This window comes from Erythrobacter crassostreae, assembly GCF_019204045.1.
GTDB classification, from domain to species: domain Bacteria; phylum Pseudomonadota; class Alphaproteobacteria; order Sphingomonadales; family Sphingomonadaceae; genus Erythrobacter; species Erythrobacter crassostreae.
The window spans coordinates 621,111-632,248 of the sequence record NZ_JAGSPC010000001.1; the positions used below are offsets into that span (position 1 = coordinate 621,111).

General features: G+C 54.5%; 12 protein-coding genes. 2 read left to right on the forward strand and 10 right to left on the reverse strand.

What is annotated here, in order from left to right; translation table 11 throughout:
• Positions 1-81 precede the first annotated feature (81 nt).
• Positions 82-1,011 carry a hypothetical protein gene (locus tag KCG46_RS03105; protein WP_218403866.1) on the forward strand — a complete coding sequence of 310 codons (930 nt, stop codon included), beginning with the start codon at positions 82-84 and terminating at the stop codon, positions 1,009-1,011.
• Positions 1,012-1,122: 111 nt separating this feature from the next.
• Here the strand turns inward: KCG46_RS03105 and KCG46_RS03110 are convergent, their stop codons facing one another.
• From KCG46_RS03110 to KCG46_RS03135, 6 genes are all read right to left on the reverse strand, one after another.
• Positions 1,123-2,097 carry a ParB/RepB/Spo0J family partition protein gene (locus tag KCG46_RS03110; RefSeq protein ID WP_218403867.1) on the reverse strand — a complete coding sequence of 325 codons (975 nt, stop codon included), beginning with the start codon at positions 2,095-2,097 and terminating at the stop codon, positions 1,123-1,125.
• On the reverse strand, positions 2,094-2,870 hold the full coding sequence (locus tag KCG46_RS03115; RefSeq protein WP_218403868.1) for a ParA family protein: 777 nt from the start codon (positions 2,868-2,870) through the stop codon (positions 2,094-2,096). The genes KCG46_RS03110 and KCG46_RS03115 overlap by 4 nt, the downstream gene beginning before the upstream one ends.
• 53 nt (positions 2,871-2,923) lie before the next feature.
• Positions 2,924-3,562 (reverse strand): 16S rRNA (guanine(527)-N(7))-methyltransferase RsmG, encoded by a 639-nt coding sequence (gene rsmG / locus KCG46_RS03120; protein WP_439648807.1) that lies wholly within the window; start codon positions 3,560-3,562, stop codon positions 2,924-2,926.
• Complete coding sequence (gene mnmG / locus KCG46_RS03125; protein WP_218403869.1) at positions 3,559-5,424, reverse strand: tRNA uridine-5-carboxymethylaminomethyl(34) synthesis enzyme MnmG; 1,866 nt, start codon at positions 5,422-5,424, stop codon at positions 3,559-3,561. The genes rsmG and mnmG overlap by 4 nt, the downstream gene beginning before the upstream one ends.
• Positions 5,425-5,516: 92 nt before the next feature.
• Positions 5,517-6,794, reverse strand: a complete 1,278-nt coding sequence (gene mnmE, locus KCG46_RS03130) for a tRNA uridine-5-carboxymethylaminomethyl(34) synthesis GTPase MnmE (protein WP_218403870.1) — start codon at positions 6,792-6,794, stop codon at positions 5,517-5,519.
• Positions 6,795-6,814: 20 nt separating this feature from the next.
• On the reverse strand, positions 6,815-7,075 hold the full coding sequence (locus KCG46_RS03135) for a DUF6489 family protein (protein WP_218403871.1): 261 nt from the start codon (positions 7,073-7,075) through the stop codon (positions 6,815-6,817).
• 126 nt (positions 7,076-7,201) lie between these two features.
• Between KCG46_RS03135 and KCG46_RS03140 the strand changes: the two genes are divergently transcribed.
• The gene (locus KCG46_RS03140) at positions 7,202-7,600 is read left to right on the forward strand and encodes a nuclear transport factor 2 family protein (RefSeq protein ID WP_218403872.1); all 399 of its coding nucleotides are present in this window, start codon (positions 7,202-7,204) and stop codon (positions 7,598-7,600) included.
• Here KCG46_RS03140 and KCG46_RS03145 read toward each other — a convergent pair.
• The 4 genes from KCG46_RS03145 to hemE form a co-directional block, all read right to left on the reverse strand.
• A complete protein-coding gene (locus KCG46_RS03145) occupies positions 7,597-7,989 on the reverse strand; it encodes a BLUF domain-containing protein (protein ID WP_218403873.1) in 393 nt (130 codons plus the stop codon). The two genes, KCG46_RS03140 and KCG46_RS03145, sit on opposite strands and share 4 nt — an antisense overlap.
• A gap of 117 nt (positions 7,990-8,106) precedes the next feature.
• On the reverse strand, positions 8,107-9,372 hold the full coding sequence (gene rho, locus KCG46_RS03150; RefSeq protein ID WP_218403874.1) for a transcription termination factor Rho: 1,266 nt from the start codon (positions 9,370-9,372) through the stop codon (positions 8,107-8,109).
• A 180-nt stretch (positions 9,373-9,552) separates the two neighbouring features.
• Positions 9,553-9,996, reverse strand: a complete 444-nt coding sequence (locus KCG46_RS03155; RefSeq protein ID WP_218403875.1) for a CopD family protein — start codon at positions 9,994-9,996, stop codon at positions 9,553-9,555.
• A 9-nt stretch (positions 9,997-10,005) separates the two neighbouring features.
• Positions 10,006-11,025, reverse strand: a complete 1,020-nt coding sequence (hemE, locus tag KCG46_RS03160; protein ID WP_218403876.1) for a uroporphyrinogen decarboxylase — start codon at positions 11,023-11,025, stop codon at positions 10,006-10,008.
• Positions 11,026-11,138: the final 113 nt, after the last annotated feature.

An 11,138-nucleotide genomic window follows, 5' to 3' on the forward strand; every position in this document is an offset into this window, starting at 1 on the left:
TGAAAGTGGTAAACATTTGGCTAACACTGTTTACCCGCGCGTGCTCGAATCGCGTGAGTCTCACTTCAGGAGATTTGACATATGTCTCGTACGACACGCACATTTACTGGTATCGCGCTCGCTGCTTCGGCAGCTACTTTTGCAAGCCCAGCCCTCGCGCAATTGAGCGACGAAGAGCTTTCTCAGCTGCCGAGCGAATATCGCTCTGGCCCTGTTCAACAAGATTACACCGATACATCGGTCGGTCCTGACGGGGTTGAGACAGTGGTGCGAACCCGCCGGATTGAAAGCACCGCTCCAGCAGCTGGATATTACGAGAATGACCGCCAATATGCGACACAGCCCGGCTACGCATATGCCCATTCACCCACCGCAAGCGTTTTTGAGCGCGACCAGTGGATTGACGAATGTGAGCGCCGGACCAATGGCCGCGGCGAGAAAGAAAAGGGCGGGATCATTGGTAGCCTGCTCGGCGCTGTAGCTGGCGGAATCATCGGTAACCAGGTCGCCGGCGTCGGAGACCGCCTTGGCGGAACACTGATCGGTGCAGGCACAGGTGGTCTTGGCGGATTGCTTTTGGGCAGCCTGATCGGTGGTGGAAAGAAAGGCGAGCGGTACGATTGCGCGGCAGCCCTCGACAGCTACCTTTCACAATATAGCCACGGAGGTCCTCGTATTGCCACCGGGACAATCCCGGCTCCGGTAATGCAGCAGCCACCGGCATACGCCTATCCGACATATGCTGCTCCTGTGCACTACAGCTATGCGCCTGCATATTCTTACAGCTACGCACCACCGCAGCAGGTTGTCTACGTACCAATCCGCTACGAACAGCAACAGCGCGTGATCGTGCGCGAGACAGTGCGCGAGGAAACATACGAAGTGCCTGGCGCGGCCCGTCAAATCGAAGTGCCTGCTCCTGCTCCGCAGCCAATCAGGATGATCAAGCAACAGCCAGTTCGGGTTGTTCCTGCACCGGCACCGCGCCCGATCAAGATGATCAAACAATAATCAAGGCAAGGCAGAGAGAAGTTGCGCCATGCAACTTCTCTGGCGCCTCTGAAGTTTTGAGAAGGGCGTTAAGTCTCTGAATATCAGAGACTTAACGCCCTTTTTCTATCCCTAGAATTCGCCGCCGGTAAGACGCTGACACACAAGATCAAGCTGATCCAATGAGGCGTAGCGGATTGAAATTGAACCTGTTCTGGGATTGTCATCGGACTTGATCCGGACCGGGAGTCCCAAAAATTCCTCAAGGTGGTTCTGCACGGCTGCAATATCTGCGTTTGCGGCAGAATCTGACCCAGGTTTTGGTGCAGCGTTACCGCGGTTGACCTTCTTCGCCATCTGGCGGACCAATTTCTCGATTTCGCGAACCGAAAGGTTGTCGTTCACAGCCTTTGAAGCCAGCTTTGACGCATCGTCTTGCCCGATCAGCGCACGAGCGTGGCCCATGGAGAGCTTTCCGCCCTCAACGAGATCGAGGACCTTCTCCGGCAAATTGAGCAATCGCTGTGTATTGGCCACATGGCTTCTCGATTTCTCGACCATCCGTGCGATCTCGGCCTGAGTCATTCCCTCCTGATCGGCAAGGCGTTGATAGGCTCGGGCCTCTTCGACGGGGTTCAAGTCTTCGCGCTGCAAGTTTTCAATAAGCGCAAGGGCCATCACTTCCCGATCATCAAGATCGCGGACCAGCGCTGGAATCTCATGCAAACGGGCTTTTTGGGCGGCACGCCACCTGCGTTCGCCAGCAACCAGCTCATATTTGCCCGAACTGCGCGGCCTAACGATGATGGGTTGAATTACGCCGCGTTTGGCAATTGAAGCTGCAAGTTCTTCTAGCGCATCCTGATCGAAATGCTTGCGCGGGTTGCCAGGAAGCGGCTTGATCGAGGCGATGGATAGCGACTGAAGTGCAGAGTCGTTCGTCACAACACTGGAAACAGGCTCCCCAGATACCTCATCCCTTACGAGGGGTTCTTCGCGCTTGGTTTCACCCAAGAGCGCTCCCAAGCCTTTGCCAAGCTTCTTCTTCTTGTCCGCAGGGCTGCGTTGCGGCACCGAAAACCGGATTGGATCGCTATTCTTGCTCATGCTGCCTTCCTTTCAGGCGGAAAGCGGCCGATTAGTTCTCTCGCCAAAGCAATGTAGGCTCGGCTTCCTGTGCAAGAGTGATCGTAGACGAGAGCAGGAAGCCCATGGCTGGGCGCCTCAGACAACCGCACATTGCGAGGAATAACCGTTTCAAACACCAGACTGCCAAGGCATTCGCGCACATCATCGGAAACCTGATCGGTCAGCCGGTTGCGGCGATCATACATGGTGAGCGCTACACCGATGATATCGAGCGAAGGATTGAAGCGCTGTTGGACCTGCTCGACGGTCTGAAGCAGCTGGCTAAGCCCTTCCAAGGCGAAGAATTCGCATTGAAGCGGCACAAGCAGCGTATCAGCTGCACATAAAGCGTTGAGCGTCAAAAGCCCGAGAGACGGAGGGCAATCGATGAAACAGACATCATGGACTGTGTGATTGGCCAATGCTTTTCGCAAACGCGCGGTCCGTTCTTCAACTGTGACCAATTCAACCTCAGCACCGCTAAGATCTTGCGTCGCAGGAACGATATCCAGCCCGGGGATGCTTGTTTCGATCATCGCATCTGCGAGTGGAATTTCGTCAACGAGCAAATCGTAGCTCGATTGATCTCTCGATTCCGAGCCAACACCCATACCTGTTGATGCATTCCCTTGAGGATCGAGGTCAATCAGGAGGGTGCGCCAACCCGTTGCAGCCATCGCGGTAGCCATATTGATTGCAGTGGTTGTTTTACCAACCCCGCCTTTTTGATTGGCAATTGCGATTGTCAGCATGGTCTTCTCACCTTTCAGAGCCGATTTTGGCCATTTTGGCCTAAATGGCAGTCTCAGACACTCACGATGATGCCTGCTTCGCAATCGGTCAACGATTGTTCCACGTGGAACATTTTTCGAATCGCTGATTTCTGCTGTTTCAATTCGTGCGCCGCCGACCGCCCTTTGGGCAAGAGATAGCGTGTTCGCTTTGTGGAGAAGGGTGAGGATAAACGGAGGAGTTTTTCCAACGGAGCAAAGGCACGTGCCGAAATGACACTTGCCGGGAACGGCTCAACCCGCTCCAACCTCTCGCCAATCACATCACAATTGGAAAGACTCAGTTGGTCAACACACCTGCAAAGGAAATCCACTCTGCGCCCACGCGATTCGACCAGACGGACCGGCAAGTCCGGTCGCAGTATCGCGATGACCAAACCCGGAGGCCCCGCTCCAGTCCCCAAATCCAGCCACGGATCACATCCTTCGCTCAGTGTTTCACGTGGAACATGTGCTAGCAATTGCGCGCTATCAGCGAAATGTCTTTGCCAGACCTGCTCTTCAGATGCCTTGCTTATGAGGTTTTGTAGCTGGTTTTCCTCGAGCAAAAGCTCTGCAAAGCGATCGAGCCGCTCAAATGCAGACTGCTCACAGAGCCCCTGCACATAATTGCGAGCCTGCTCTTCCGTTTCAATCAAAGCATGTTCGCTCACGCAGCAAATTTTCCGGTTTTTTGATAGCGGCGCGCGTGGACCAAAAGGGCCGATAGCGCCGCAGGGGTAACACCGGGGACCCGCCCCGCTGCAGCCAGAGTGCCAGGAGCTGCTTTGCTAAGACGCTCAACCATTTCATTCGAGAGACCAGGCACCTGCGAATACGGGAAGTCAGAAGGCAGCGACAACTCCTCGCTGGCGCGAAGATCACGCAACTCTGCATCCTGTCGTTCGAGGTAGGGGGCATAATTTGCGTCTTCTGCCATTTCCTCGGCAAGAAGCGGATTAAGCTGCGTAACCCTACCCAACCAGGGTTCGAGCGATTCAAGGCTTATTCCGTCATGGCGGAGCCACTCTGACAACGGCTTATCACCGCCGTCACGCCTCACAGCAAAGCCAGCGTCGGACAACTCCTTGGCCGGCACAGAGCTTGCGAAGGTCGTCGCAATGCTCGTGCGATGTTCCTCACGCTGCTCGAACCATGTTCGGCGCTCATCACCAATGCAGCCTGCCTCGATACCCAACTGCGTGAGCCGGGTGGAGGCGTTGTTCGCCCTAAGGCGCAGGCGGTACTCAGCACGTGCTGTAAGCATACGATAGGGCTCACTCACCCCCTGCAGCGTCAGGTCATCTACCATTACCGCGATGTATGAATTCGCGCGGTCTAACTTGGGAGGCGCTTTACCCAATTCAGCACCGGCTGCTTCAAGTCCAGCAATCATGCCCTGCGCGGCAGCTTCTTCGTATCCCGTTGTGCCGTTGATCTGACCCGCGCAGTAAAGACCCGGGATCGCACGGACCTGCAAGTCCGGCGTCAATGCACGGGGATCTATATGATCATATTCAACAGCATAGCCGGGAACGACCATCTCGACGCTTTCCAACCCCGACATTGCTCTCAGCATGTCTTGCTGCACATCAACTGGGAGAGAAGTGCTGATCCCGTTGGGATAGACAAAGTGTGTGTTGAGCCCCTCCGGTTCTAGAAACACCTGATGCCCGTCACGATCTCCAAATCGGTGGATCTTGTCCTCGATCGAAGGGCAGTATCGCGGACCAGCGGCGTCAATTGCTCCGGAGAATAGCGGTGAGCGATGCAAGTTGGCTCGGATCGCGTCATGCGAGGCCTGTGTGGTCCGGGTAATTGCACAAAAGACCTGCGGATTCTTGCGCGCGGGCGTAAGCGGAGACATTGTCCAATCGTCGGCGTCTGAACGCTGCTCGGGCAACTTTGCCCAATCGATTGTACGACCGTCAAGCCGCGGCGGTGTGCCGGTCTTGAGCCGCGCCATTGGCAGTTCTGCACCGCGCAATTGCCCTGCAAGGCGCGTAGCTGCATTCTCACCAATCCGGCCCCCTTCAAAGCGTTCTTCACCGCGGTAGAGCACCCCGCCGAGAAAAGTCCCTGTGCAAAGGATCACTCTAGGGGCACCAAGGATCGTGCCATCAGCGAGCTCGAGCCCCTCAACAACACCGCCCTTAAGGGCGAGCGCTGCCGCCTCACCCTCGATCAAAGTAAGGTTTGGCTGCTTCCGCACGACATCTTGGACGGCAGCCTTGAAAAGCACACGGTCGGCCTGAACTCGTGGACCCCAGACCGCGCTGCCCTTTGATTTGTTGAGCATCCGGTAGTGAATAGCACCCGCATCAGCGGCGCGGCCTAAAACACCATCAAGAGCATCAACCTCTCGCATAAGGTGGCCTTTACCCAGACCGCCTATGGCAGGGTTGCAACTCATTGCTCCAATTGCATCGAGATCGAAGCTTACAAGGCCGGTGTGCGCACCCATACGTGCAGCGGCACAAGCCGCCTCCACACCGGCATGACCGCCGCCGATCACAAGGACATCAAAACTATGCATTCTCGGGCAAATAGGGGTTGAGCCAGCTTGCGTCAAAGCTGTTTTCTACTGGACCCCAAATGTTTCACGTGGAACATTCTCGTGCGCATGCGTTACTTCCCGATGCAGAACCTGCCGAACAGCGCATCTAGCATATCTTCGGTTGTCGTTCGCCCGATTAGTCGATCGACCGAAACGCGGGCCCGCCTTAGTTCTTCCCCAACAAGCAAAAGGTCAAGTTCAGATCGGGCACCTTCGAGTGCGTCTCGGGCTTCGGTTAAGAGGTGGTGCTGACGAGCATTGAGTGCGGCCTCACCTGGTTTGGGAAAGGACGCCTGCGCGACTTTGATAAGTGAGCGTTTTAACTGCATCACCCCAACCCCTGTATGAGCGGAAACCGACGCAAAAGAAGTGGTTTTCGATTTGTGCGTGGATTCATCAATGCGCGCATCAATCTCCAAGCTCTGCTTTGGGCCCTCACCCTCGGCACCAAGCCAGAGAACCGTATCAGCTCGCTGAAGCTCGGTCTTCGCACGGTCGATACCGATCCCTTCAATTTCGTCCGAGCTTTCATCACGCAAACCAGCCGTATCAACAAACAGAAACGGGATGCCCTCGATAGAAACGGAACGTTCAATTACGTCACGGGTGGTGCCGGCAATCGGCGATGTTATCGCTGCTTCACTCTCGATCAATGCGTTGAACAAAGTCGACTTGCCTGAGTTCGGCGGTCCGGCGAGTACCACCCGATACCCCTCACCCAATTTCTCGGACTTGGGTCGAGCGAGCCACTCGCCAAGCTCATTCGCCAACGCCTCAATGTTCCACGTGAAACCGTCTGGCAACTCGCTAACATCATCCTCATCGGAAAAATCCAGAGCAGCTTCAATTTGAGCGGATAAGCGGAGTAGCTCGGCGCGCCACCTTTCCACCTGTCCGGAAAGCTGTCCGCTGGCATTGGCCATGGCAGCTGCCCGCTGAAGTTCGGTCTCCGCAGACAAGAGATCCGCCAAACCTTCTGATTCTGCCAGATCAATGCGCCCGTTTGCAAAGGCTCGCCTTGTAAATTCACCTGGTTCAGCCGGCGCCAGCCCATCAATCGAATTTAGAGCTTCCTGGACAGCAGAGAGGACAGCGCGGCCACCATGACAGTGAAGTTCCGCCAAATCCTCACCTGTGGCCGTCCTGGGGCCCGGGAACCACAAGACAAGCGCCTCATCGAGCACTTTACCGCTGTCATCGGCCAATTTCGCGACACTAGCACGTCGTGGTTGGAAATCGCGTCCAGCGAGCGTTTGAAGCGCCAACCCCGCCTGAGGGCCGCTGATCCGGATAACACCGATAGCTGCAGGTGCAGCGCCGCTCGACACCGCAAAGATCGTCTCAGCCATTCAGAGAAGCCTTCATTCGATCAATCTTCGCTTTTGCCTGAGGCCTTCTTGCTTCCAGCTCGCATCCCGCCTTCAACGAAGTTCTGAAACATTTTGAGGCCCACCTGACCCATCGGCGCAAGAGCCTGAGCATATTCCTGCATTTGCGCAGGGCTGCTTACACCCTTCATAGCTTTCGTGATGTTGTCGACGTAAAGGCTGTTGGCTTTGCTAACATCAGGAAGGCCCATGAAGCTGCGCGCTTCTTCCGGCGTGCAATCGATCTCGATATTGACCTTCACTGCTATTCTCCCTCCGGCTTGTCTCGTGACAATGCTCGTACACCGGTCTGTTTGTCACTTGGGTTTCATAAAGCCAATAGGCAATGACTTGTTCAAAGCCCACCAAGTTGGCAGACAGGATCAAATATGGATATTCAATCAGCCCTCGCCCGCTGGCACCAAGTTGCCGCAAATGGAAGCCAACCAAACGAACTGACAGCGATTATGCGTGAAGACGCCATTTTTCACTCGCCAGTTGTTCATACTCCGCAGGAAGGGCGCTCGATTGTCGTGGCCTATCTTTCCGCTGCGTCACAAACTCTGGGCAACGATAGTTTTCGCTATGTCCGTGAGGTTGTTGGGGATGACACAGTTGTCCTTGAATTCATGACCGAGATGGAAGGTATCAAGGTCAACGGAATCGATATGATCGCGTTCGATGAAGAAGGTCGCATCAAAGATTTCAAAGTGATGGTCCGACCACTTAAAGCCGTGAACAAAGTGTGGGATATGATGGCCGCTGAATTGGAGCGGCAGAAAGCCTAATTCAAAACCGCAAAATTCGTGATCATCTTCCGGATCTGTAGGTCAAGACCTGCTGGTAGATCAGCCTCCAACGTTTCCCGGCGCATATCTACACTGTCGGCAATCATCACCCGCTTCATCGCCCAGCTGGGACATGCTCGGCTTTCAATTTCCTTATGCTCAAGCATGGAAATTCCTGTGTGACGCGGATCATGGGTGATCCTAACCATCAGAGGTGTAAGTTCGACCTCCTCACCCTCAAGCAATTGCAGGAAATTGCGCCCGTTATAGAGCAGCAATCCGGTGATGCCGTTGGCTGGGTTATTACGTGTGCTGCTTTCGAGGATCGATTCCACCTCTCTGCGGGAGAGGCTCGGTGCGGTGCTGATGTAAAGATATTGGCTAAGCATTTGTCCGGTTGCTTAGACCTGCGAGACCCGATTGCCAATCACATCGATCAAAAATAGGCCCGCCCCTGACAATGTCACGAGGCGGGCCTGCTTTTGACGAGAAGCGGTCTAATCGGGTTACTGGTTCATCGTGTCGAAGAAATCTTCGTTGGTCTTGGAATCCTTCATCTTGTCGAGCAAGAATTCCATGGCGTCGATCGTACCCATCTGCATTAGGATACGGCGCAACACCCACATCTTTGAAAGCTTGTCCTTCTCGACAAGCAGCTCTTCCTTGCGCGTGCCGGATTTGCCGACGTCCAAAGCCGGGAAGATACGTTTGTCAGCAACCTTGCGATCCAGAACGATTTCCGAGTTACCGGTGCCCTTGAATTCTTCAAAGATCACTTCGTCCATACGGCTGCCAGTATCGATCAGTGCGGTCGCGATAATGGAGAGTGAGCCACCCTCTTCAATGTTACGCGCAGCGCCAAAGAAACGTTTTGGGCGTTGCAACGCGTTGGCATCCACACCGCCGGTCAGGACTTTACCCGAGCTTGGAACGACAGTGTTGTAAGCTCGGCCAAGACGCGTAATCGAATCTAGCAAGATGACTACATCATTCTTGTGTTCGACCAGACGCTTCGCCTTTTCAATAACCATTTCAGCAACTTGGACGTGCCGGTTTGCAGGCTCGTCAAAGGTAGAGGAGATTACCTCGCCCTTCACGCTGCGCTGCATGTCCGTGACTTCCTCGGGCCGCTCATCAACGAGCAGAACCAGCAGGAACACCTCCGGATGGTTGTCTGTGATTGCCTTAGCAATATTCTGAAGCAGAACGGTTTTACCGGTACGCGGCGGCGCAACAATCAAAGCACGCTGGCCTTTGCCCTGCGGTGAAATGATATCAATTACGCGCGCGGATTTATCGACCACGGTCGGATCGAGCGTATCGAGCGACAGCTTTTGATCTGGATAGAGCGGTGTAAGGTTATCAAAGTTGGTGCGCATGCGGACTTGCGCTGGATCTTCGAAATTGACCGTAGTGAGGCCTGTGAGAGCAAAATAGCGCTCGCCTTCTTTGGGAGCGCGAATTTCACCCTCAACCGTATCGCCGGTGCGCAGACCCCATTTGCGGATCTGATTGGGCGAGACGTAGATATCGCCGGGTCCAGCGAGATAGTTCGCATCGGGCGAACGAAGGAAACCAAAGCCATCTTGCAGCACTTCGATTGTGCCGATGCCCATGATTTTTTCTTCGTATTCTTCGTCTTCGGCGAGTTCACGCAGGATGCTGAACAGCAAATCCTGGCGGCGCATTGTTGACGCGCCTTCTACACCGAGTTCTTCGGCCATCTGAACAAGTTCGGCCGGGGTTTTTTGTTTTAGGTCTTTAAGATGCATTGAAAGTTATTTCCAAAAATCAGTGGATTGGCCGGATTGTCAGTGCCTCTTGATAAAGAGGCGCCTTTTGAGAAGGCATGGGCTTGGAGAAAGCAGACAGGACAGTGCAGAGTTGCGCTGTCCGAACCGGTTGAGGATTACGAACTAGAACGGGCGCGGCGCACGGTCAACTCGGCATTTCTAAAATGGCTTCAGATAAACCAGCGCGACAATCAGAACGAGCAAAAACCCAGGCACTTCGCCAATCATTCTCAAGCGCTTTTCGCTCAATGGACGCTGACCGCGTGCCATTTTCTTTGTCTGAGCGACAAGCCAGCCATGATATCCGGTCAAGGCCAGCACGAGCGCCAGTTTTGCATGCAGCCAACCTTGCGAGAACGCTCCAATTGAATAGGCAATCGTCAGGCCAAGGACCCAAACAATGATCAAGCTGGGCGACAGGATAATCTTGCGCAATTTACCCATCCGCACGGCCCATTTGGCCTCACCGGCAGACCCAGGTTCGTGGTCGAGCATGTAGATGCACTGGCGAGGCAGCATGAACAGCCCGGCGAGCCAAAAAACCATAAAGATCACATGGCCAATCTTGAGCCACGGATAAATCGATAAAAGAAAATCCTGCATTCGCTGGCCTTAACGGCCCCTTAGAGCTGCAAGCAACTCTTCGACATGCTCGATCGGCGTAAATTGCCCGATCCCGTGACCGAGATTGAAAATGTGGGGTCGGTCTTCGAACGCGTCGATAATTGTACCCACACGCTTGTTCAACTCAGGACCGCCTGCTTCGAGCAAGAGCGGGTCAAAATTGCCCTGAACTGGCATACCGTCCGGCAAACTTGCATGCGCCCACGCCGGATCGAGCGTCTCATCAAGGCCAACTGCATCAACACCTGTTTCGCGCGCATAGGCGGGCAGTTTTGCCCCTGCGCCCTTCGGAAAGCCAATTACGGGCGTATCAGGGTGCGTTTCCTTGATCGCGGCCGTGATTGTCGCATTCGGAGCCACAACCCATCGCTCAAACTCGTCAGGCGCGAGGCTACCAGCCCAGCTATCGAACAATTGCACGGCTTCTGCGCCAGCATCGATCTGTCCGCGCAGATATTCTACGGAAACCTCGATAATCGCATCGCAGATTGCCTGCATACGTGCAGGATCACGGTAAGCCATCAAGCGCGCTGGTTCCTGGTTCTTGGAACCTTGTCCTGCAATCATATAGGTCGCGACTGTCCAGGGAGATCCTGCAAAGCCCAGCATTGTTACCTGATCCGAAATTTGCTTTCGGGTTAGGCGAACGGTCTCATACACCGGATCAAAGCGCTCTTTCGCTTCGGTGAATTCAGACAATTCCACATCGCGCAAAGTCGGGCTGAGATGTGGTCCCTCGCCAGCGAGAAACTCAAGTCCCTGTCCCATCGCATGCGGGACAATCAGAATATCGGAAAACAGAATTGCACCATCAAAGCCAAACCGTCGGATAGGCTGCACGGTGACTTCGGCAGCAGCCTCGCTGTCATAAACAAGCTCTAGAAAGCCGCCCTTTTCAGCGCGAAGTTCGCGATACTCGGGAAGGTAGCGACCGGCCTGACGCATGAGCCAGACCGGAGCGATATCTTGTTTGTTGCCTTTGAGTGTTTCGAGCAATGGGCCCGGCATAGGTGTTCCTCTAATCAAATATAATATTATTTATAAAAGGATGGTGAGTCTGTTGGCCCTGTGGATACTGGGAATTACCGGTAACTGCCCGATTTCTCCCAACGTGAACACCC